Raw genomic sequence first — 26,099 nt, forward strand, 5'->3', positions numbered from 1 at the left:
AGATTATTAACACTTTGTTTTCTTATGCCATAAGTTGACGTCTTTATAAAAAAAACATATACTCATATAGTGTGGAAAAATTTTGTTAAATTATTGGTCTGGAGGTTCTCAACATATGTCAATTTTAAAAACTCAAGAAAAGCTTAAACAGCCTAAGGATTTATATTTTTGTTGTTCAATATTTACATTTGTAGGACTTGCATACTATGGTATGAAATTAGTGCTATTGTTATTTCTAGCTGAGCAAGTATCTAAAGGTGGTTTGGGATTAACACCAGCAGAATCTGCATCAATGCTTGCATCTTTTTTAGCATGGACTTATTTTTCTCCAGTTATTGGTGGATGGGTTAGTGATAGATTTTTAGGTCCGAAAAATTGTATTATGCTTGGAATGATAATGGTTTCAATTGGCTACTTTTTAGGATATCTGGCAAATAGCAAAATGGATGTAAACATCATGATATTCTTGTCTGGATTAGGAATAGGTTTTTATAAGGGAAACTTGCATACCTTAGTTGGAAACTTATATACTAATGATGACCCAAGAAAGGATGGCGCTTTTTCTATTACATATATGGCTACTAATCTGGGAACATTATTTGGTCCTTTAATCTGTGGTTTGGTCGCTAATGAATGGTTCGCTATGAAAAATGGTACTTCTATAAATATGTATGGTTACAGATATGTATTTTTATTTGCTTCAATTACTGTTTTAATAGGCTTATTATTCTTTATATTTGGTCACAAAAGATTTTATAAATCTTCAAGTAATGAATTTAGTAGTCAAAAAGAAACTATAAAGAAATCATTAGAATATAAAAAATTACTTGCTTCAAAACCATTAACTTCAGTTGAGAAAAAAAGAATAATAGTAATATTAATATTAGCTTTTTTTACAGTATTTTTTTGGATAGCATATAATCAAGCTTCTATGTCTATAGCTTTGTATACAAAAGAACACATAAATCTGACTGTTGGTAATTTTCAAATACCAACCTCATGGATAGATTCATATAATGGTCTTCTATGTGTAATCCTTGGCCCTATATCTGCTCTAGTCTGGGTAAAATTATCTCAGACTAAAAAAGGCGATTTAAGTGTACCTTCAAAAATGAGTCTAGGGTTTATACTATTAGCTATAGCATTTTTATTCATGATAGTCGCAGTTATACAAACAGGAACTAACCCTAATTCAATTCAGAAAGCAAGTGTATTTTGGGTAATTGGATTTTTAACATTCCAAAGTATAGGAGAGATTTGTTTTTCTCCAGTTGGATATGGTATGGTAAATAAACTTTCACCAGAAAAATATATTTCATTCTTAATGGGTGTTTGGTTCTTAGGTAAATTTGCAGCAAATAAATTATCTGGTTATACACAGGCTATTATAGACCACCTTGGTATGTTACAAGTATTTATAGTAATCCCTTCATTTTTATTGCTATTTGGAATTATATTACTTATAATGAATAAAAAACTTGTAGAATTATCAAAGTAAAAACTATGTTTAAGTTTAATAGATAATATATCAAAAATCGAGGCATTAAAATGCCTCGATTTATTTATAGTATTCAATTACAAAACTATATAGCTCTAGTATAAACTTTTAACCATTCTCTTTCTTCACCAGTTAGGAAAGGAGATATCTTATCATAAACTAATTTATGATACCAGTTTAAATAATCTTTTTCATCTTGATTCATTAATTCTGGAACTATACCATCTAAATCAATAGGAGCTAATGTAACAACTTCAAATTCCATAAATTGACCATAAAAATTCTTTTCAGCTTTTCTAACTACTATTTCATTTTCTGTTCTTATACCATGAGAACCTTCTATATATATACCTGGTTCATTAGTAGTTACCATTCCTTCTTCAAGAACTGCACTATCAAATCTTTCAGGAACTACTCTCCATCTAAATCCATTTGGAGCTTCATGAACATTTAATACAAATCCTATACCATGTCCAGTTCCACATTGATAATCTATTCCCATATTCCACATACAACTTCTAGATAATATATCTAGGTTGTATCCTCTACAACCATGTAAGAATTTAACCTTAGAAAGATTTATCATACCTCTTGCTACAGAAGTGAAATGTAATTTTAATTCATCACTTATAGGTCCTAATACTGTAGTTCTAGTTATATCAGTAGTTCCATCATAATATTGTCCACCTGAATCTACTAAGAATAAACCTTCAGCTTCCAACTTATAGTTTGATTCTGGAGTTGCACTATAGTGCATCATAGCAGCATGCTCTTTATATGCAGCAATTGTATTGAAACTTGGTTCAAAGAATCCTTCTTGTTCTCTTCTTAGTCCCTCTAATTTTTCAGTAGCACTTATTTCAGTTATTTCTATCTTACCTACATTATTCTTTAACCAGTACATAAATTTAGTGAAAGCTACACCATCTTTAACATGTGAATTTCTTATGTTCTCTAATTCTACCTCATTTTTTTGGGCCTTAAAGAACATTACTGGATTAAACTCATCAACTTTTTCAACTCCACAAGGTATATTATTGTAAATTGCATAGTTAATCTTAGTTCCATCAACTAAAACTTTTTCATCTTTATCTATATGTTTTACAAAATCATATACATCATTATATGGTTTTATTTTTACATTTTCTTTAGCCAATTCATTTAATATCTCTTCATTTAATTTACTTTCATCAACAAATAAATAAACTTCTTTTAAAGTTATCACTGCATAAGAAAGTACAACTGGATTGTATTTAACATCTCCACCTCTTATATTAAATAACCATGCTATGTCATCAAGAGTTGTTATTACATGAGTAGAAGTACCTTTTTCACTCATTTTTTCTCTCAATCTAGCTAACTTTGAACTAAAACTTTCTCCACAGTATTTAACATCTAATAAAAATGCTTTACTATCTGATAAAGCTGGTCTATCTGACCATATGCTATCTATTAAATCATATTGGTATTCTACTTTTATACCTTTTTTAGATAATTTTTCAGCTAATGTAGCTCCTTCTTTAGCACATATAACTTTACCATCAAAACCTAAAGTTCCACCTTCTGGAATATTTGTATATAAATATTCATCAGTAGTTGGGCAACCTTCTTGTCCCATTTTAAATAATTTTATTGTACTTCCTTCTAATTGAGATTCTGCTTGTATAAAGTATCTTCCATCTGTCCATAATCCAGCTTCATCTTTAGTCACAATAACTGTTCCAGCTGAACCATTGAATCCTGATATAAATTCTCTTGATTTGAAGTAATCTCCTACATATTCACTTTGATGATTGTCAGAAGACGGAATCATATAAGCATCAATATTTTTTTCTTCCATAAGTCTTCTTAATTCATTTACTCTGTCTTTTATATTCACAACAAGACCTCCTCAAAATAATAGTTTGAATAACTAAATATATAAGTATGTAAAGTTTATTACATAAATTTTCCTTTTATATAATTTATATAAATCTTATACACTCTAATTATCACAATTATAATTTTAATTACAATATCTATCTATGTAAAGCTTTTTTTCATAATTAAAGAGGAAATTACGTTTGATTTTATATTCAAATGTAATTTCCTTTATTTTCACTAATTAAGTGTGGATTATTTTGTTTCTGTTAACAAATCCATTGCCATTAATTTTGTCAATATATTTCTTAATCCAAGTAATATTAAACCAAAGATTATTAAGACTCCTGCTATTCCTCCAAAGATTTGCAAAAAACCTAATGTAGCTGTAAATCCAGCAATTTTTCCTGATAACAAACTAGCAAAAAAACTTGTCAGATACCATGCACCCATAGATAATGTAGCATATTTAGCTGGAGCTAATTTATTAAACATTGCAAGACCTATAGGAGACAAAAATAACTCCCCTACAGTTGTAAATATATAGGTTACTACTATAAAAAGTATGCTAGCCTTTATTGTCCCATCTGAACCATTGGCTAATGTGGCCAATACCATAACTATAAAACCAAGACCCATTATTATCATTCCCAACCCCATTTTAACTGGAATAGAAAAGTCGCCTCTTTTAGTATTAGATAATTTAACCCACAAAGCAGCTAATACAGGGCATAAAGCTACACATAATATAGCATTTAACGATGTAAGCCATGCCACTGGCATTTCAAATCCAAATAGAGTTCTATTTACATTGTCTCTTACATAAATCATAAATGAACTTTGTGTTTGATAGTATGCTGTCCAAAATAAAACTACAAATAAGAATAATACAACCATTGCTATGATTCTATTTTTCTCTAATTTAGTAAGTGGTCCATACTCAATTTTTTCACCTTTATTTCCCTTAGTAACTGGATGTTTTCCAACTTCTTTTAGTAGCTTTGGCGCAAAAAGTGTAAATATAATCATACCAAGCATCATACCTATACCACAAACTAAGAATGCCATCTTATATCCATAAGACACTATATCTCCGTTTACTCCTCTTACTGCAAATACATTATCAGAAAGCAGTCCACATATGATTGGAGCTATGAATGCACCTACATTTACTGCCATATAGAATAAACTATATGCTGCGTCTTTTCTTGATACCTCGGTTTTAGGATATATATCACCAACTATATTGGAACAACTTGATTTAAAAAAACCATTTCCTAAAATGATTATTGATAGACCTACCCAAACCATATTAATAGATGTAGATGATGCAAACAAAACAAAGTCACCTATTGCTATTAAAAGTGCACCTATAGATATACATTTTTGTTGACCTAAAACTTTATCTGCCAACCAGCCACCAATTAATGGTGTAAGATATATAAGACCTGTAAACAAACCAAACATTGAAGTTGCTTCTTGAGTAGAAAGTCCTAGACCACCTTGAGTTACACTCGCTGTAAAAAATAATACCAACAAAGCTGTTAATCCATAATAACTAAATCTTTCCCATAAAATTGTCATACAAACAAGCCAAAAACTCTTCGGATGACTAGCTTTTTTAGATACGCTTTCAGTATTTGACATAAAAAAACGCCCCCTTATTATTTTTATAGTTAAATTCAGTACTAAGATTAGCTTAATCATTTTAACACATACTTATAATAGCATCTTTTTTTATATTACTCAATAGATTATTGTTAATATTTTCATTTTTTTATTATTATTTTTAAAATTATGAAAAATATTCTTTTTTAAGTATTTTTAAAGAATAACTTTAGTATATATATTTGAATAGTATTTTTTTAGCTTTTAAATTTTTTTATTTATTTTTTTTATATTTTATATAGATTTTCAATGAAATAATTTAAATTCAAAATACGTTTTCATTGTTAATTTATGCATGTTATTTTTTTATAATTTCATTTTTAGGCGAATTAATTTTATGATAAAATAATAAAAGCTGTTTAAGTTCTCTATTTAAGAACAAAAACAGCTTTTAGATATATATATTAATATTTTCTTCTTTTAATAAATTGATTTAATCTATTGCTTTGCTTTCATTTGATATTTATCTGTAATTTTTACATTGTATTTTTCCTTTAAATCATTTATAAGTAAGTTTTGCTTTTCTGATGTTAAAGTACTTACTAAATCTGATTTTACTTCTTCAAATGGTTGATATTTTTCATCTGTTTTCTTAATTATATGGTATCCATAATCACTTTCTACAAGCTTACTAGATATTTCTCCTTTTTTCAAAGCAAATGCAGCTTTTTCAAAAGATTCTACCATTTGACCTTTTCCAAAAAATCCTAAATCTCCACCTGATTCTGCACTACTATCTTCAGAATACTTTTTAGCTAGAGTAGCAAAATCTTCTCCAGCTTCAGCTTTTTTAAGTATTTCTTCTGCTTGTTTTTTAAGTTCAGCTTTTTTACTATCACTGACTTGTTTACCTTTATCATCAACAGTTTTTATTAAAATATGTGAAGCTCTAACTTGTAAATAATTGCTCTTGTTTTTGTCATAATAACTTTGTGCATCTTTATCTGTTACTTTTGATGCTTCATTTAAGTATTTTGATGCTATTAGTTCTTTTTTCATATCGTCTTTTATATATTTCTCAGTCAGGTCAAATTGCTTTAGAAACTCTTCTTTTGTCATTCCCATTGCAGATTCTATGCTAGACATTAGATTATCATATTGAGAATTTAATTCGTCATTAGTTATGCTTATCTTTTCTTTTGCTGCTTCTGAAGATAATATATCTGATGTAATCATAGTCTCAATCATATTTGATTCATATGAACGTATTTCATCATCACTCATAGTATTTTTTGCATTTAAATAAAATAATGGCTCCATTCTTTTTCTTAACATTTCCCCTGTAATTTTTTTATCCCCAATAGTAGCTACTACTTCATTACTATTATAACGCTTTGAAGTGGCTGGTAATTTTCTTCCAGCTTCTTTTCCAGAGACATAGCCTCCACCCAAGCAAATTGCCCCTACTGCAACAATTGCTACAATTGCTTTAAGCTTTTTACTACTTAATTTTATTTCTCTTTTTTTGATTTTGTTATCAGTATTTTTTTCACCTGACACATCATCTTGTTTAGAACTTACATTTTCTGAATTTTTAATTTCATTCAATGTATTATCTTTTGAATTTTTTTCTTCAGACATTAATATCCTCCTTAAATTTAATTGTACAATACTTCACTTTTATTATTTTACATTAAAATAATATTAAATGTGTGAATCATAAATGAAACTCTCATGAATTTAAAATGAAATTAAATATTTCTTAAACTATATCTTATGAAATTTCTTCCTATTTTTGTATCTCCATACTTTAACATTTGTATAACTTCATTTTTTTCTTTTTGCAAATAAATAGAACATTCTTCTAAAGACTTAAATATCTCTAATACTTCGCCTTTTTTATTTACTAATTCAATCTTTTTCTTTCCACCTCTTTTGATTATAGACTTATATTTTTTAAAATATTCATCATATTCTTCATCAATACACTCAAACTTATAATTCATTTTTATTGTTTCAATCTTATCATTAGTTAAAATTTCATTTCTCCTTTTATCAGAAAGTCTTGTACTAAATATTTTGTCATTAAGAATATTAAATATCTCAGATGGAGATTTACTATTTTCTAGATAGCTCCACTCATTTTTACAGTATTCTTCTACATTTAACACTTTACTTAAATAATTTATAGCTTCTCCAAAGTAATCCATATATCCATATTTTAAATTTTCTCTTATGTAGCCAAGTGGTACCTTAAGATTTTTACTACATTGAATATGAGTATCAAAAGTCTTCTCTTCTTTAGTATATAAGTTTATTGCTTTTATACTTCTTCCTCGTTTTATTTTTATTTCTTTTATGTAATTTAAATCTTCTTCTGTTAAATATTCATTTATACCAATTACTTGTTTTTCTTCAACTTCAGTAGTGTTTGTTACTAAAATATTATTTTCACTTCGCTCAATTTCTTCAAATTTTTTAGAATCTGTTTTTTTACTTTCAAGTGGTATTTCTTCTTCATTTAAGTTGATAGATTCATCAGTAATAAATACTTCTTTTTTATCTAATTCTATAGTATTTTTATTAATTAGTGTTTCTTCACTATTTATACTTTTTTCTGTTATTTCTACATCATCAATTATTATTTCTACTTTATTTAAAGTTGTATCATCATTATTAACTATTAATTCTTCTTTATCATTGTTGATTATCAATTCTTCTTCATATAAGACTTTATTTTTTTTATCACATACCACTTCTTCTTTGCGTAACACTTTATCTTCTTTATTAGACAAATATTCTTCTTGGTTTAAAGACTCATTTTCTTCACTTACAACTTCCTCTTTACAGCATAATACCTTTTTTTCTTTATCAATTAAATTTTCTTCGTACAAAATTTTTTCATTTTTTAATATTATTTCACCTTCTTCTTTTGCTGCCTCAACTTTTTGTTTCTTTTTCATAATACCAAACCACTTTTTTAACACTCAATGTTCCTCCTAATACTTTATCTACTCTTTATATTGCCATACAAAATATTACTTTGTCAAAACTCTTATTTGGTATATAACTACTTAATACTATTTTCTTGATATTTTTTTGTTAAATCAGTTTTCCAAATAATATAATCTATAGCTATTCCAAGTGTAAGCATTATTCTTCTTATTGATAGATCTTCTATATCAAAATCCTCATCAATAACTTTTCCACAATCAACTTTTGGCATAATAGCTTCCATAATTTTGTTTAAAACTATATCTTTTGCTAAATCACACTCTTTAGAAAAATGTTCTTCATTATCACATAATGACTGTGCTAAAATAACTAGTAATTTTCCTATAGTTAAAAAACCATGTTTTAGACTAAAATTTTCATTATTATTAATTTCATCATAAAGCTTATTTATAAAATTATCTACTATATTGGTAACTATATTGTTATCTTCTTCATTTATCCTTTTTATTTGTTCTAAAATAGTTTCTTCTTGTATATTGGTATTACACATGTTTATTCACCATTCCTTTATTTGAAATTTTATTTATAGCTTAAAAACTAAATATCTTCTAACTTATTAATTGTTGTTTGCGACTGTTGGATGTTATATAATAATAATCAAGTACGTGTAAAAACTATACAAAAAATATAAGTTAAAATTCATAGTGTATATTCAATTATATTATTCAAATACATAATGTAAATTATTTATCATGTAAATTATTTATTAAAACTGTATCAGAATTTGTAAAATAATATTTAAAAGGAGAAAATATATGAAATATTCAACAATGGGTATGAAAGCGGTAAATACAAAAGAAAATGATAATAAATTTTCTAGTAGTATATTTTTAGAGCTGTACACGTTAAATTTGATGATAAAAAAAGACGATTGTGTTTATGGAAAGGAAGTTACAGATTATATAGGTAGTTTTAATTTATCTTGGAAACCTAGTAATGGAACTATGTATCCAATAATAGAAAAAATGCTCACAAAAGGTCTTATTGAGGTTGCAGCAAAAAAAGAACGTAAAAAGCTCTATAAAATAACTGAAAAAGGTAGAACCTATTACAATGAAAGGTCTGCAGACTTTAAACAGATGCTAATAGAATCAGCAAATTTTTATAATACTATTGCGAACGAATTAGAATAATACTCAAGAAGACCACTCTTTATATTAGAGTGGTCTAAATCTTATAAGAGTAATAATTCTTACTCCTTTAAATAATTAATCAATCTTACAGCTTTTCTCAATTTAGATTTTGCACAGGCTCTTTTTTTATTTATTGTCCCTCTACAAAGACCAAATAGCTCTGCTATTTCTGAATCAGTATTATCTTTCATATACCACATTACTAATATTCGTCTTTCAAATGTTGTAAGATCCTTAAAAATATTAGAACACGTAATTCCATTAATCCAATTATTATTTAAAAATTCATCATCGTATATATTTATAGCTACATCTTTTTCAATTATCGCAATTGACAATTGTAACTTATAAAAAAGCTCGACATAATCGAGCACTTCGTCTATTTCTTTTTGTGCATTTTTATCACAAATTGTTTCTTCTATAGGTAATTGTTGGTCAGAATCATATATCTTACATATTTTTTTCTGATAATATAGACCTCTTGCTATTGGGTCTTTAGATAGTTTTTCTAAATGTCTAAAGACATAATAATGAAAATTTCTTTTGACATGATTGTGAAAAGACGGCTTTGTATCTTTATATTTATGACACATAGATAAAAAAATAGCGCTTATCTCCTGTTGTATGTCTTCTTTGTCATTATTTGAAAATATACCAACTATTTTTGCAACTGTCTTATCTGCTACCCTTTGACCATGGCCATTCACAAAATATGAATTTAATTTTAGTCGTTCATTTTCTTCCTCTACAAATAATTTAATAAAACTTCTTATTGAGTAATCTTCTATAGAATATTGTCCATACACTATTAAAGAGACATACTTATTTAACATTGTTCTAAATGAATTAATTAATTCTTGTGCAGCATCTCTTGAACCAGCTTGTAATTCATATACCAAATCATGTATTCTTTGATATTCACTCATTCCATACTTTTGCATATTATTTTTATAAGTTATTTTTTTCTCCATATTATATACCTTCTTAGCATTATATTATCATTTCTTATCCATTAAGATTATAAAACTATACATTTATACAAGAAATATTTACTCAAGTAAATATCTTCTTTCATTAAGTAAACCAGGAACTGATTTATCAGCCATTTTATCTATGTACTCAAAGCATTTTGGATGTATATGCCATTTAAATTCTTTTTTTCTTTTATATTTATCTATTGAAAATTGTTCTGGCATTATTGGCTTATTACATATTTGACATATCATTACCTCTCCTTTTCCTGGTGGCTTTGGAACTCTACCGCCTGTAGTGTAATGCTTTGCTTCTATATTTTTATCAATAGTAAAATTCATATTTCTCCCCCCATAAGCTTGATAAAATCATATATAAATTTCAGTAATATCTTTATGTACATTCTCTTTTGATTTTAATATCATATTTTTGACATCATAGTTCAATTTTAATTCTATTTTTTTAGTTTCACAGTCTCTTATCAAGTCCGTTAACACATAACTTTTTATAACAATTGTTTTTGTAATTGAATTGTAAAGCTTTATATTAAACAACAAGTTTTTATTTTGTAAATCAAATTTCAAAAAATAATATTTTAAGTCATCTTTATTTATATTACATATCACCACATTATTAGCAAATAGTTTTAACTCATCAATAATTTTAAAAATAAGATTTACTATTTTAGTTACTGTTTTAATTTCACTTTTATTTTTGTATAATAAATGTATAGTTTTCACCTCCTAATCTTTAATGTCGCTCTATCTATCATTATTAATGATAAATCTAAGCATAAAAGTATATAGGTCAATTGTCACAATTGACAATTTAAAAATAAAAAAAAGTCTTTCGATAAAGACAAAATTTTTTAATATTTTATTATAAACCTTAAAATATTTTATTATAAATCCTAAATCAGCACTATCAAAATAACCACCCCCAAATTTGTACTACTAATTATATCATATGCAAAATGTTAAATACAATCGTTCACACTTAAAAACACTACAAGTCATCTCCATAATAGGTATAATTTATATCAATACTCTTTATATTTATTTCACTATAAATTTCACCTATCCTGCATTTAAACATCAATTTTTTTGTAGGAGGTTTAAATGGAAAAGTATCTACTATTTTATGATGATATTCTCCTTTATCTTCATAATATACGTCAAATATAAAGTCTTTAGAATATTTTCCAGTGTCACTGCTATTATTAAAGTGGGGCGTTATACCTGTAATCATTACATCTTTCTTTTCATCAATATTACACTTAAAACTAAATGTAGAAGATTCATAATTATTATAATAATTTATATAAGCTCCTAAGGATTTTATACCATAAACAAAAGTTCTTAGATTTGTTTCACATTCTTCATAATTATAACCTCTTAAAACTATTTTTATTTGATTAACTTTTTTATTAGGAAAGTTTATTCTAAATGCTCTAACTGAATTTGAAAATTCATTTGTTAAATTATTCTGTGTTATTGCTGAATGATATTCAATTCCCTCTACTTCTTCCCAATAGCTGGAATCTCCAAACCTTACATATACATTTTTTACACTACATAAAAATGGATGTATATATATTTCATTCATTTCTAATGTAGTCATAATATCCTCTGGAAGAGTAATTTCATACTCTGTATCTAAAAAATCTACGAAATTACTTGTAACTACTCTTTTTGTCCAATATAGATTATTATCTTTAGAAAAAGGTGCATATAAATCATTATCCTGTTCTGATATGACACCAAAACTAGTAATTTTTGTCTTAACCGAAAGACTTTTGGGAATAAACATAGAATTTGATATATCATCAAAAACAGCCAATTTTGAAATCTTTTTTGAAGGTCTTATAGTTATATCTGATGTTACATTGTTTATTATAGCTCCAAATGTACTCTCCTCAGTCTTACAATCTTGAGGTAATATTATTTTTCTTCTTGATTTATTAGACTTTTGTATATCAATATACTTATTCAATAATTGATTATACTTTTGTATCAAGTTTAAATTTACAGCTTCCAACTGAGCATTTTCAAGTTTTATCAAACTTATCTTATTATTTAATGTACGTTCTATCTCATTAGTTTTATTGAATAAATCTAGGATATCATTTAGCATATTATTCTGATTATCATTATGCATTGAACTTTTGTTTATAGCTTTATATCCAAAATCATTCCTGTTTGATACTGGTAAGTTATTAATGATAAGTTTATTCATCTAATCTCCCCTTACATCATAAAATATGTCTATCTCTTCTTGTATATTGTCAATTATATCTACAAAACTTCCATAACTATAATTTGAGTCTATAAGCACTTCTTCTTTCATTACACCTAATCTATCTATTTTACCACTTAACTTTCTTATATTATAATCTATCTGATTGTACATCGAACTTGTCTTACAACTTTCTTGTGGCCCCCTATACCTATTATTAAATCTTACAGCATTTGGAACTTCATCTAATACCCTGTTTGAAGTTTCGTCTACTTCACCATCTACATGAAAAATCTTACTTTCTACTTTAGATTTATTACCTGAATAATCAGTTGTATAAATCCTAAACATATAATATCCTTTTTGTAGAGATTGTGTCATCACTGTTTCTCTTTGGGTCTTATTGTATACAATATGTGAATTATTTAAAATAATTGGATTAATATCACTTTCTACAGGATGTAAACACCAATTGTACTCTTTTATGCCTGTAGTAACTATTGTGGTGGCTATGTTCGATTCTGTTACTGTTTTTGTACTTAAATCTATTCCTTCTACATAATATTGATATATACTCCCTGTATCTTTAGAAGTATATTCCAAAATGACTTTTCTATCTTCAGTAGTATACTGATTTGTTATACTTGGTTTAATTGGAATAGAGGTATCTCCAGGTTTGTCTTCAATAGACGTATTTTCAGTTAGTTGTTTCATTCTAAAAATAGTATTTGCCAATATCTTCTTTTCATCTTCCTCTATATCTTCAATATCATTTATATTGTGTCCTATTTGAATCATGGCAGTATTATTCCATGTTGTAAGATAATATGAAGCAGCTCTTTCTTGTGAAGTAGACCAATTCGACTCTCCTTCTGTTTTTTGTGGTATTATATTAAACCATATATCTCCATGTGCAAAATTAGATGTAGTATGGGTATATGATATTTTTATCTTTTCTTCTTTATTTACAATATTCCATGGATATAATGCAACTGAATCTAATTTATTTACAACGACTTCATTTCCCCATACAGAACTTGTAAATCCATAGCCTTTATCAAAAAATATATTCTCTCCTTTCCATTTTCCAATCTTTACATTAAAAAACTCCCTTAACTTATTTAAACTTTCATCTTCTCTAAATATGGATGAAATTAAATCATGACTAGCAATAACACTTCTATTTGTATTCATAAATTCAAATATAGAATCTAATGCTATCTTATTTAACTTATTTTCATTAGTATAATCTTCACCACTAGAAAATCCGATAACTATTACATCATAAATGTACATACCACTAGTATCCTTTAAAAAATCATCTGGATTTTCACAAAATTCTTTGTTTGATACAGGAGTTACATTTATCTTAGCCATACCATATCCTCTTGCATCTTCTTTGCAAGGCTCTTCCATCCATTTTTTTAAAGAAGCAGACTTCTTAATACTCCATGTAATACCTCTATAACATTTAAAACTAATTTCTTCTCCTATGTCTGGATGTATATTCAATACCTTTATGTCACTTTCTAATTTTTCTAGTTCACATAAAGAAATAGGTTGAAATATTTCATCAACAGAATTACCAAAATCATCTCCTATTTTTTTTCTAAATACTCTGTACAAGTGAGGTGAACTTGATGTATTCTCCCAGCTTAAACTAACCTTATTTTCTTTATCAGATGATTTAGCATATAGTGTTATTGACATTATTCAGCCACCACCTTTATATTATTGATTACAGGAGTAACAGATATATCTGAAGTAGATAATTTAGCCATTACTCTATATCTTATTAAGCTATCATCATTTATAGATTTTAACTTTTCAATTGTTGATGGCAACATATGTCTATATTTTATAAATAGTCTAAAATACTCAGCTGTATTAATTTTTATATCTGGTCTTTGGTATTGTGGACTCCTTTTTTCTCTTAATTCAATATTTATAGGGTCATTTGGGCTAATCGTATAATTAGGGTCAAATTTTGTAACTATATTGTCCATATTATCTATAGATTTTATTGCATAATATTTAAGAGAATGAGGATTTATATCTTTCACTAGAGAATTATACGTTATTCTTTTCATTTTTGGACCAGCAAATATATAATCACTATAAGACATTAGATTAAAATTATGCTTGATGGTTTTTAATGGCTCGGATAAATCTAATTCACCAAGTAAAAACATTATTTGAACTTTATTTTCTCCCTTTTTTAACTTAAATGCATACTTATTATCTTTTTTAAATACTTGTCTTCCATTTACAAGTACAACTACATCAAAAACTTCCTTGTCTTTGTCAAAACTAAAATATTTATTTTCTATTACAGTATCTTCAAGACAATTAACATATTGACTCATTACCATATAATTCCATACGCTTTTACACATTATTTCCATCATATTTGCATCCATTGGAGCTATTCCAGTAACTCTATGTTTTGCATAGTCATTTATAGATACCTTCAATGAACTTGGATATTCTTGATTATATTTATCACTTACATTCAGCCTCTCAATCATCCATTGTGAATGTCCTGTTCTCATTTCAATAGAATTTAAGTTTACATGTTCTGGAAGTTGTTGTATATAAAACAGAAAATTTTTTAATTCTATATCAAAGTCACGTCTTCCAAATAAATCAGATGTATAATAATTAAGTAGTTTTTCTTCTTTGCATAGAAGATTTAAATCTAAAGCTACACCTGGCTTTATATTCTTCCATTCTACACTATTATTTTTATCTTCTATACCTATGAAATATGATATATTCGTCATAGGTGGTATTTTATTTTTAGGATTTAATGTTATATTTGATATAGGTGCATCAATTTTAATTTTATTACTTGTATACACACTAGTTTTAGAATACTTATCATTGTAAAGTGAAATATTGTTTAATACAAATAATGAACTTAAGTTATCTATTTCTTCTTGGTCAATTTCGTATTTTTCAATTATAAATTTAATCGATAAAATATCTTCTTTGTTAAATCTCCATATATTATTTCTTTCTCCATGATATTTAAACTTCTCTTTAAAATTCTTATTATCAGAAGAAATTAATAGTGTTATAATGGTATCTTGTAGTGAGTAACCGCTCAACTCAATTCTAGATACTGTTTTAATATCATCTAACACTAAGTCAATTGTAATTATTTGAGTTTCATTTTTAATTGGCATTATATTTAATGATATGTTTTCATTAAGAGCCTCATTTAATATTAAATTTAGATTTGAACTTGTACCTATCTCTTGCCCATTTAATAATATTTTCAAATTTGACTTACTTAAATCTATTTTATCATCTGGGGTTGAATGAAGTTCATTTCTAAGTGTAGATGTATTATAATCTATTTCACAAGTTGACTTAGGTATATTATTTTTTACTAAGTTTATAGTATTTGTATCTTCAAGTGTATTAAAAGTTATAACATAGGGGTAATAAGCCATTTTTTGGCTTGAAAATTCATTTGCTATTTCTGAATAAGCAATAATCTTATTTGCTTCATTATATATATTTATTATTTCTAAATCATATTTATTTACAGTCTCTATAAAAGACTCTACATGATTATTATGTACTTCATAAATAGATTTCAAATCATCTTCTATATTTTTAAACATATTATTAAACTGTTCTTTATCTGAATTTTGATATGGTAATAATGTAATTGGCTTAAAATAAGGCAAACCAATTATTTTCTTTTCAAAAAATTCACTTATAAACTTATTTACTTCATAAAAAGTCACTAAATCTCCATTATTCAAAAGCCTTTTTATTATCTCTTCTTCTTTAATTTTTAATTGATACTCTTGAATGTTCATCATATAATTTCCTCCGAACCTACATCTATACTATAACTATATACTATAGGTGACTCATCAATTATTTCCTCTGGTCTATATAACTCTATTTTTAATCTAAATTCTTTTACATCATTAAGCATATCAACATATGTAACATTTTTATTTCTATTTACAATTGATACATTACTATTTACTACTATTGTACAAGAGCCATACTGAGTTCTATGTCTTGGTCTTATCCTAGTCCATACTGAACCATCATCAAAACTTATATAATATTTAATATAATCATCAATTTTGTTGTTTTTATCTGTATATTCTATAAATCTTTTAGGTATGTAATCTTTAGAATTTAAAGTAATTGACCTTATATTTTCATTTGATAAAAATTTACGTGATAGATATACTCCATATATATCATAAACTTTGTATTTAAGATCAATATTTTTTATGCCTATAACATATCTCCTTGCACTTACTTCTTCATATTGAAATTTATAAATATCTTCACTTATCTTTTTATAAAACAATTGAGATTTAACATACTCTCTTGTCAAAAAATTGTTTATTGTTTTTGTAGATGGATAAATTATATTTTTATCATCATGATTATATTTAAGCCCTATTAATTCTATACTTTTTTGAGGTTTATCAAATTGTACATAATCTTTCTCACTGTCATAAAAAAAATATGGAATTCTAGTTGGATTTATATTTAAAAAATACTCTCTACATACTTTAGTAAAATTACTGTCCTCTTGTTCTAATTCAACTATAATTTCTTTAACTATACTCGATTCAAATGTTATTATATGCTCTTCATCTAGATATTGATTTAATTGTAATATTTGAGCATTTTCATATTTATCTCTTACAACTATTCTTTTTATTATAGGATTATGTAGATTAACATTTGGCCTTGGTATACCAGAAATTTTGAACCAATTGATATTAACAGGTATCTCCAAAGAAACTTTAAAATGTAGTTTTAAAACTCTATCATCACTTATCCAACTTATACCTTCTTTGTACTTAAATCCAACCATTCCAGTTTTTATTTTTACATCAGATTCTAAATTATACATTTCAAACTCAAACCAAGTATCATCATTTCCATCTAACATATCTGATAAATATATATGAGGGTCATCTTCTCCAATATATTTTATTTTATTATAAGATGGATATATTTCATGTGTATTTCCAGGAAAGCCATTTGATATATCTAAAACTTGTATATTTATATTGTCATTTAAACATTTACTCGATGTTGTTGCTAATGTTAATGCTCCATATAATACACTGCAAGAAGTATTATTCAAGTTATTTCTATTACTAACTTTTACAAAGTCATCTGAATAAATCATATTACTTACTGTTTTCAAAGAGTCTACTTTTTTATCTAGTTCATTTATCTCTGTTTCTATGCAGTTTAATTTTTTCATTAATATACCAGTATCTTCTTTAACATCTTTAAAATATACTTGTAAATCATTTCCTATTTTCTCACAACTACACATTAAGACATGCATATCATATTTAGCTTTTTTTAACATATCACTATAGTTTGAAAATGATGGTATATATACTGCCTCATAGAATTTAAATGATGGTTTTCCAAGTTTATTATAAAAATCAATAATCATATTCTTAAATTCGTAAAAATACTCTGCTTTAGTTTTTATTTTTCCAGAATCAAAATCTTTGTTTAAATCATCTATTAGAATTTTAATCCTTTCTTCAAACAATATATTTGGCTTTTTATATTTATAATTATTCATATTATCACCTTTAAAATGTATCTACCATATATTTTATTTCTTTTAAAGCAGGTGTTAACCATCCATCTTTAACTGTATTTCTTCTAAATAATGCTTTTAACTTTATTTTTGATACTAAATGTTTATATGATATATCTATGATATACTTATTCTCTATCTCTCTATTAAAATAGATTGAGTTCTTAAATATATAAAATTGAAGTTTGTCATTTAAATTATCAAAATTCTTATAACTACTTCCATTTTCTGATATATCTGTCACATTTAGAGTTTCTATTTCACAGTTAATCTTCTGATTTAATGTGTCTACCACTTTTACATCACAATAATCCACTGTAGACTCTGTAAATGGACTGTATTTAAGTTCAAAATTTGATTTATTTTCTCCATTAAAAGATTCTATAGTTGTTTCTAACTTTGATGCAAAATCTACAGAATCACTGCCCCTTACAGGCTTATAACTTATACTATATACTGCATTATAATCATAATTAAATATTTGAATACACCAAAAAAATCCAGTTTTTTGATTTTTATGTATATAAAATCCTTCACTATCTAAAGGTATCTCTTCTCCATCTTTCATTACTTTATAAACGATTTCTGCTTCAAATCTAAAATAAGCTCTAGTACTTCCTGTTATAAATAAAAGTTCAGATTCTATAATCTCCTTATTCATTGGCAATATAGGAATCCAATCTTTAGCATCTGGATTATCAGATACTGTAATATAGTATTCTATGTCGGTGACAGTTTTTCCAAGTGAATTTTTAGGATGTAGTTCATCAGTTGCTATCTGTACACTTTTTATATTAGAATTTAAATTTAAAGATTTGCTTATATAAAAGCCAGTTCTATCAAAATGATTATTATAGCATCCTAAATCATATAAACCATAGTTGTATTCATATTTTAATACCTTGTGATTCAACTTGTCATTTCCAACTATTCTAGATAGTAGCTCATCATAAGAATCTGATAATATTCTATCATTCATTTGTTGCCATAGAGAATTAACCATTTCTCTATCATAGTACACTGGTTTAAATACAGCTTTACTTACTTTTTCTTTTCTATCATTTTCATTATTAAACCAAAGTAAATTTTTATTTACCTCAGTTGGATTATATACATATGTTTCTCTTATATAATGTTTCTGTGTAAATAATATGTATATCCTCTTACATATTATTTCTGGAAATCTAAATGTAACTTTATCTCTAGTAAAAACACTTTTTAGTGTTTTGTCTTTATTATCTGGTGTTACTAACTCTATCAACACTTCATCTTCATCATCTGTCATTTTATATCTTATAGCAACTATATCAATAGGATATTTTGTAAATGGAGTTATGTTTATTTCGTTTATTTTATTAATAGATTCAAAATTAAGTTCAAGGTCACAAACTGCCCCAGAGTCTATTCCATAAAAATAATTATCTCTTACATATAGAGCTTTTGGTTTATTATTTTCAAACGAAACACTTAATGGAGCATCTGACAGTATAGTATCACTCCAAAATGATGTTGGATTTCCATCTATAGCATTTTCAAGAGATGTTCCATTATTGTAAGATTTTATAAATCCTTCACCAAGCTGAAACTTATAATTTAAAGATGCTGTTGAGACTTTATTATCATATCTTAACATGTTATCTCGTTTTAAAAATGGTAATGTTAATATGTTTTCCTTTTCATCAAAATTAACATAGCACTTTTCTGGTATCCATTGACCATATCTATCTTTTTGAATACTTCTACTTTTATCGAAATTGTTTGAGTTTCTAAATCTCTCTATTATAAATTTAGACATATGTTTAAATGAGGTAGAATATCTACAACTCTCTAGTTTATCTTTTATTTGATTTATCTTTGTCGCTATACTATTTATATATGATGTACTCATACTATCATACTTTGATATCAACTCACTCATTGAGTTAACTACACCAAAACTAGTCAGTAAATCTATATACAGTTCGTTCATAGTCTTATTAATTGATTGAGAATTAATACTTATTTCATGCTCATCTAAGCTCGTTATCAATGTATTATTTTTAATTTTTGTCTCAAATTCATTTTCTAAAATTTCTCTTTCCTCATCAGTAGAACAATTGGATGTTATTTCTCTTACAACAGCTTCTATAATCTCATCTTTTATTTTACTTATATTCAATGAAGTATTTGGCATATTACATTCCAGCCTTTAATTTATACTTTTCATGACATTTATTAGATAGATTAATTAACTCATTTACAGCCATTTTTACATCTTCTTTAGTTTTCATTACTTCAAACTCTATCTTAGTGCCATTCCATTCTGATTTATTCCATTTAATAGGTCTAATTCCTTCTTTTAGCAACTTAGTCCACAGAGATAATTTATGAACTTCATACATATTTTCATCCATTAATTCTAATTCTCTAGTTAATTGTTTTCCTATGATAATACCACTTTCCATAGTATATCCTTCTAAACTTCCTTTTGAAATGAAATACTTATCTCTTTCAAAACTGTGCATAAAGTTTCCTCCTTATGTTTATATTATGATTTTATATTCCTTCATTATTTTTTTCTTCTTTTATTTGACCATTGATAATTATTAAATCTTTATTAGTTATTATCACTTTATTTTCCTCAAATGATATTCCTTTTTTTAACAAAAACTCTTCAAATAGATTTTGAATTTCAGGTAATATTAAATCTTCTTTAACTCTTTGTATAACCTCATCTATGATTTGCTCTTTAGACCCTAATATTTTTTTACCATCATATTCAAAATATCTTTGAATTATATTTATTAAGTACGCATCAACTTTATCTAAACCTTTTACATAAATGTTATCTTTTTTCTGTTGTATTCTCATATTTCACCAACTCACCATATTGTCTATATACATTACTATTTTTTCTTACTTATGATCTGCATCAAGACTTTTTCAACCTCTTTATCACTATTTTCGTAATCATCATATATAAGATAAATATCTTCTTTTTTATCTCCTGATACAGTTTCATAAATATTTATTGTATCTAAATTTCCTTCTTCAGCATAATTAAGTACTATGTCTTCAGTTGCATTACTTACTTTTATCAATTTATCATCATTTTTAGAATCTCTTAATATAGTTGTTACATCATTTAATTCTGGATATTCAGTATCTGGGAGTCTTCCTAAATCAGGATTAATTAGCCCCATTTGAGCTTCTGTAAAATCATCACTATAGAGAAGTGCTATTGCATTAATTTTAGGTGATTCTCCTGCTAAATTTGACCATATCTTAGCTCTTACTTTTACTGTTTTAGGTATATCTTCTTCTTTTTGTATAGTATATGGTACAGTATTATTTGCTCTTATCTGAAGCACTTCTTTTTTATCAGTTACTAGATAATAGATTACTTCTGAACCATTTGGTATAGTTTGGTCTACAATCAGAAAAAAATTATTTAATGAAGAACTTTTATGTTCATGAGTATAAATATCAACTGAATTATATTCTCCAAAACTGCTACCTTCATTTAAATATATACAAGTTTTATCAAAATCAAACTTTATATCACTACTATTTTGGACATCAGAATACTCCTTATTTTTAAATTCATTTATAAATAAGGAATTTGCATATCTATTATTATCAAAATTAAATAAAACTCTATCAAAAAATAAATTATCTGAATAATAAGATATATCCTTTTCAAATGAATTTTCAATCATATCTTCATCAGTATACAGTTTATCTATTATATTTTTTCTTGAAATCTTAGTAAATTTTTCACTCATAACTCACCTATAATAAAGAGTGCTGCCCTGTTAAATATTGTTTATCAAAAACAGGTACTACACTGTATTCACATTTATTTAAAGTCTTATGCACGTATTTTATCTTATCAACTTGATATTGTATCTCAACAAAGTCTGTAGGAGAAAGTTCTATATGAATATATAAAATTTTAAACTTAGAATTAAATGTATAATTCCTATTATTTAGCTCTATGTTATTTACACTCACTTTTATAGACTTGCTTACTGTCCCACTTATAGCCTTAGATACATCCCACTTTTGATTCGAATTGTACTCTAGCACCTTATTTTCATTCAACAGCACTTCAACCTTTGGATTTGGTATTTCTGCTAATAAATAACTTTGCCATCTTTCTCCTATCTTTTCATTTACATACAATTTATAACTTATACATTTTAGATTTTTTATCCTTGAAAAAGTTATTGTATTTTCTGTATATATTTTTGAAAGACTATTGATATTATCATACATATGTACACCTATAATACAGCCACTACTGGGTCTGATATATTTCCTTTCTCATCATATAAATATATAGTATAGTTATACTTATTTGAGTACAAACAGTAATCTTTTATTGATAAAAGTGGATATCTAGAATTTAACACAACCATCTCAACTGCACCATTATCTTCTATATTATTTATATAATCATTATAGTACTTACCACCTTGTCTTATATATGTTTTAAATATGGTGGCTTTTTCATCTGTTATATCAACTGGCTTTTTCTGCTCGTTTTCATTTAAATTCGTTACATCTTTTCTATAGATAACCATTTTATCAATTAATACTTCAAATTTATCTTGAAATATTATTGGCTTACAGTAGTCTGTTGATATGTTTTTATATATGTTTTTCATTCTAAAAACTCTAGATTTTCTATAAAATAATTCTCTTTTATCTTTATGCCATATATTTGGTAACTTTACATATCTTATCCCATCAGTTATTAGTGTAGAATCATCTGAATGTACTTCTTGGCTAGTTATTGTATTTATTACTTTGCTGTATAAATCCTCTTTATTAATATTTATATCCTTTGATGCTTTTTCTCTTTTTATCTCTTTCCATTTTGTTATTTTAGGGTCATCTTCTTTTACTTCTAATATTTGAGTTATTTTATCTGGACTTTCAGATAATTCACAAATTGCTAGATTTGATAATTCCGTTATATCTCCACTAGGAAATTTACTAATGACTCTATATTCATATTTATTCTTTTGCTTTTCTTTCATTTGATAAAATAATGTGTAATTTTTTCCTTCTATAGTAGCTACTACTGGATCAAACACTCCATGTGCATGTATATCTATATGTGTAACTATATCTATGGAAAAATCTAATGTGATTTTATTATATTCCACATTAGATTTTTTTATTAGAAATCCATTGTTATTTCTAATCTTTATTGTATCGTCAATCTCATATTGTTCTGTTATAATCCTATATGTTTCATATTCATTATAATTATTTCTTTTCTTAAATAAAATTTTTGCTATAGTTTGATATGAACTTAATTGTATTTCTATTTTTTCTTGAGGTGCTGATGATAAATCATTTTTTAAATTCACAATTAATTTTTTAAAAGGAATTACTATTTCAAATGGTAGCATAAATTCAGTATACCCATCATATCCTTTTGGAAAATCATTTCTACTAAGTAAAAAATCTTTGATGTTAGTCGATTCTATATCAGCATTTTCTTCTAATATTTCTATAATTGGGTCTTGATTATTTATATATTCTTCTATTTCTGTTTCTGATGAAATATTTTTAAATCTATAAATATAGTGTAATAAATTTCCTTCTGTAGATTTACATATATTTATCTTGGGATGTTCCAAATAAACTCACCTCTTTTGCATATCATTTTACTTTTGTAAACTTACTTTTATTTTTAATATACCTTATCTATATAGCAATTTGTTTAACATTTTTTAAATTATATTAATAATTTTTTATATAAATAAATATTGCAATTTAAGTTTGCCGAAAATAAGATATGGGATTACTATAAAAGGGATTGTTTCAATTTTAATTAAAACAATCCCTTTATCTAGTATACTTACTATTTTTTTTGTGCTATTGGAGTCCATTCTGCTAGATATTTACCATCACTAGTTGTCTTACCATCACTTTTAGTACAAACATAAAGACCTATAGGGTATTTAGCATTCTCCTTATCTTTATCTGCTGTTATTGTATCCAATATATGCTTTATCCATATGTCACCTACTTTAGGTTTTTTAAATGGTTTATAATCTCCAGGAGGACAAAAAGATAGTATAAATTTAGGACCTGGCAGACCCTTTCCATCTCCAAAACGAATAGCGTTATTGAAAAACCACACACATCCACCATTTCCATCTTGAGGTCTATATGATAATACTCGTCTACCTACCCTCTTATTACCATCATTATCTGTATACTTAATAGCTTCATCATATAAACAAAAATGGTCAATCTCTCCATCACTATCAGGATATTGAGCATCCTTAAGGTCTCCCCTCAATGATATTTTTCTATCTCCTTCATCAGTTATAACTATCTTAGAATTTTGAATCATAGTTAAATCTCCATACATAGAATCCCCTCGTCTTTTGACATAATCTTTTTTAATATTTTTAATTTCATTTTCTATATTGATTATGTCTCTTTTTATATCATCAATATCATCTCTTAGTTCGTCTAACTGTTCTTGAACATTGGCTCTTACCTCTTTAAGTTGAGCAAGTTCCCTAGTTGTAACAGAACTTTCACTAATACACTTATTTGTATCACTAACTAAAACTCTTGAACCATTTCTCCTATAATCAGTGTGCCTTTCCATATTATCATTTGAACAAAAAACATTTCCATTATCATCTGTCATAAGAATTTTTCTAGCATTATCACTTCCTTGAGCTATTACAACATAATAGTCAAAAGTATCCCAAATTTCCTCTACTTCGCTATCAATCTTATCCATTCTAGCTTCATAATCATAATGTCTATGTCTAATATGGGAATATCTATTATCGTAAATTGACTTTGGCTTTATAAAATGATTTGTCTCAGGAAGTCCAGATATTGTAACTGGGCTTTGATATTGATGAACTATACAAGAACTGGACATATATGGCTGTATATGTACTTCTGTTTTTTCATCTATAGCTAAGTATAATTCAAATTTGTGAGTAACTATTTCCACACCATCAACTGTAGTAGAATCTGACTTCACATGATATAACCTTAGTATATCTATCTCTTTTTGATAGCTATCCCCTTCATGTTTATATGGTGGAAATTGTTCAGCTTTATAGTCATTTTTACTAGGGTCTGGAGGAGTCTTATATCCACTTAAATCAAGAGGTCTTTCATGTGCATGATTTTCACTTGGTGAAGTTACACTTGCATACATTGAGATATTTTCTTTTTCTAAATTTGATTTTTCTATAGAATCTTCTATTTTATCAGCTATAGTTTTATCAAAATTAATTTTTCCACCATTGTTTTTTTGTTCTCTAAATTCATCTTCTTTTATTAAATTTTCTTCAGAAGACAAATCTTCATTTAAAAATGGTAATTTTTCATCATGTAATGATATATAAAAAAACTTGTTTGTACAAGTCCATCCATCTTTATTTGTATTTGTAGGGTCTTCAAATAAACCAATATGAATATCCATAGTAGTTGGACTGTTTTCTTTAAGAAAAGTTATAGACCCTCTAAATATGGAGTTGTAAATTCCTTCTGTCATCATATCAGTGTGGTCGAATTTTCCTATATTCGGTTTTGTGTAATCGATATAATTAGATGTAGCTTTAACAAATTCATCAATGTAATCTTCATTTTTCATTTTAGCCACTAGACTATTTGCAAATATCCCCTGATATGGAAGTTTACCATCTGTAGAAAAATCAGGTACATTTCCAACTCTTCTTGGAGTAAATGTGGCTATTTTAATATATCTTTTATGGGACACCAATGCAGCATGTTTAAAATGGTTGTATCCCAATCTATCTTTAAAATCAACAGCATGATACCCATCTAGGCAATCTGCATTCAATCCACTATTAGGACCATGATTTAACTCACTCCAAACTTTTTTATCATTTAAAGTCAGTTCACTTGTTATAATATTTAATCTTGGTTTATCTATCCACCAATCAAATTTAATGTCACTTGCTCTAAAATTCATTTTTGCATATGAATATCCATCATTTAAATCAGCATCTCCAAATGTAACGGATAACTTAACACCTTTGAAATCATGCAATTTCAATTCATTTGTAAGCAATGTTGCTGAAGGTAAAACACCCAATAAAATCACCTCATTTAATCTAGTAGTATATTTTTAAAATTATAGTTATTAATCTTTTAATTTAATTGTTTA

Annotated in this window: 20 protein-coding genes; 2 read left to right on the forward strand and 18 right to left on the reverse strand. The window is 26.3% G+C overall.

Going from position 1 to position 26,099, the window contains the following annotated elements:
- Positions 1–115 precede the first annotated feature (115 nt).
- Positions 116–1,498, forward strand: coding sequence for a peptide MFS transporter (locus IC218_RS06615; protein WP_227437294.1), 1,383 nt, complete (start codon positions 116–118; stop codon positions 1,496–1,498).
- Between the two features lie 85 nt (positions 1,499–1,583).
- On the opposite strand, the gene IC218_RS06620 is transcribed toward IC218_RS06615, so the two are convergent.
- The 5 genes from IC218_RS06620 to IC218_RS06640 form a co-directional block, all read right to left on the reverse strand.
- A complete protein-coding gene (locus IC218_RS06620; protein WP_227437295.1) occupies positions 1,584–3,377 on the reverse strand; it encodes an aminopeptidase P family protein in 1,794 nt (597 codons plus the stop codon).
- Positions 3,378–3,613: 236 nt separating this feature from the next.
- Entirely contained in the window at positions 3,614–5,005 is a 1,392-nt protein-coding gene (locus tag IC218_RS06625; RefSeq protein ID WP_227437297.1) for a peptide MFS transporter, read from the reverse strand.
- A 459-nt stretch (positions 5,006–5,464) separates the two neighbouring features.
- Positions 5,465–6,607, reverse strand: coding sequence for a peptidylprolyl isomerase (locus IC218_RS06630; protein ID WP_227482760.1), 1,143 nt, complete (start codon positions 6,605–6,607; stop codon positions 5,465–5,467).
- 110 nt (positions 6,608–6,717) lie between these two features.
- Positions 6,718–7,953: a hypothetical protein gene (locus IC218_RS06635; protein ID WP_227824056.1), complete on the reverse strand. Its 1,236-nt coding sequence runs from the start codon at positions 7,951–7,953 to the stop codon at positions 6,718–6,720.
- A gap of 83 nt (positions 7,954–8,036) precedes the next feature.
- Positions 8,037–8,471 carry a hypothetical protein gene (locus IC218_RS06640; protein ID WP_227824057.1) on the reverse strand — a complete coding sequence of 145 codons (435 nt, stop codon included), beginning with the start codon at positions 8,469–8,471 and terminating at the stop codon, positions 8,037–8,039.
- Positions 8,472–8,736: 265 nt separating this feature from the next.
- On the opposite strand from IC218_RS06640, the gene IC218_RS06645 reads away from it, so the two are divergent.
- A complete protein-coding gene (locus tag IC218_RS06645; RefSeq protein ID WP_227824058.1) occupies positions 8,737–9,114 on the forward strand; it encodes a PadR family transcriptional regulator in 378 nt (125 codons plus the stop codon).
- A 59-nt stretch (positions 9,115–9,173) separates the two neighbouring features.
- Here the strand turns inward: IC218_RS06645 and IC218_RS06650 are convergent, their stop codons facing one another.
- From IC218_RS06650 to IC218_RS06710, 13 genes are all read right to left on the reverse strand, one after another.
- The gene (locus IC218_RS06650; protein ID WP_227824059.1) at positions 9,174–10,085 is read right to left on the reverse strand and encodes a helix-turn-helix domain-containing protein; all 912 of its coding nucleotides are present in this window, start codon (positions 10,083–10,085) and stop codon (positions 9,174–9,176) included.
- Between the two features lie 78 nt (positions 10,086–10,163).
- Positions 10,164–10,427: a hypothetical protein gene (locus IC218_RS06655; protein ID WP_227824060.1), complete on the reverse strand. Its 264-nt coding sequence runs from the start codon at positions 10,425–10,427 to the stop codon at positions 10,164–10,166.
- Positions 10,428–11,091: 664 nt separating this feature from the next.
- Positions 11,092–12,321 carry a hypothetical protein gene (locus IC218_RS06660; RefSeq protein ID WP_227824061.1) on the reverse strand — a complete coding sequence of 410 codons (1,230 nt, stop codon included), beginning with the start codon at positions 12,319–12,321 and terminating at the stop codon, positions 11,092–11,094.
- Complete coding sequence (locus IC218_RS06665) at positions 12,322–14,031, reverse strand: hypothetical protein (RefSeq protein ID WP_227824062.1); 1,710 nt, start codon at positions 14,029–14,031, stop codon at positions 12,322–12,324.
- Positions 14,031–16,157 (reverse strand): hypothetical protein, encoded by a 2,127-nt coding sequence (locus IC218_RS06670; protein WP_227824063.1) that lies wholly within the window; start codon positions 16,155–16,157, stop codon positions 14,031–14,033. Before IC218_RS06670 ends, IC218_RS06665 begins: the two co-directional genes overlap by 1 nt.
- Positions 16,154–17,917, reverse strand: coding sequence for a hypothetical protein (locus tag IC218_RS06675; protein WP_227824064.1), 1,764 nt, complete (start codon positions 17,915–17,917; stop codon positions 16,154–16,156). Before IC218_RS06675 ends, IC218_RS06670 begins: the two co-directional genes overlap by 4 nt.
- Positions 17,918–17,927: 10 nt before the next feature.
- Entirely contained in the window at positions 17,928–20,108 is a 2,181-nt protein-coding gene (locus IC218_RS06680) for a virion structural protein (protein ID WP_227824065.1), read from the reverse strand.
- 1 nt (position 20,109) lies between these two features.
- Positions 20,110–20,439 (reverse strand): hypothetical protein, encoded by a 330-nt coding sequence (locus IC218_RS06685; RefSeq protein ID WP_227824066.1) that lies wholly within the window; start codon positions 20,437–20,439, stop codon positions 20,110–20,112.
- 31 nt (positions 20,440–20,470) lie between these two features.
- Complete coding sequence (locus tag IC218_RS06690) at positions 20,471–20,785, reverse strand: hypothetical protein (RefSeq protein WP_227824067.1); 315 nt, start codon at positions 20,783–20,785, stop codon at positions 20,471–20,473.
- A 35-nt stretch (positions 20,786–20,820) separates the two neighbouring features.
- Entirely contained in the window at positions 20,821–21,699 is an 879-nt protein-coding gene (locus IC218_RS06695) for a hypothetical protein (RefSeq protein ID WP_227824068.1), read from the reverse strand.
- A 7-nt stretch (positions 21,700–21,706) separates the two neighbouring features.
- Entirely contained in the window at positions 21,707–22,192 is a 486-nt protein-coding gene (locus IC218_RS06700; protein WP_227824069.1) for a hypothetical protein, read from the reverse strand.
- Between the two features lie 8 nt (positions 22,193–22,200).
- On the reverse strand, positions 22,201–23,568 hold the full coding sequence (locus tag IC218_RS06705) for a hypothetical protein (protein ID WP_227824070.1): 1,368 nt from the start codon (positions 23,566–23,568) through the stop codon (positions 22,201–22,203).
- Positions 23,569–23,792: 224 nt separating this feature from the next.
- Entirely contained in the window at positions 23,793–26,027 is a 2,235-nt protein-coding gene (locus IC218_RS06710) for a hypothetical protein (protein ID WP_227824071.1), read from the reverse strand.
- Between the last annotated feature and the right edge of the window lie 72 nt (positions 26,028–26,099).

Origin of the sequence: Clostridioides sp. ES-S-0005-03 (assembly GCF_020658455.1) — a bacterium.
GTDB lineage: Bacteria > Bacillota > Clostridia > Peptostreptococcales > Peptostreptococcaceae > Clostridioides.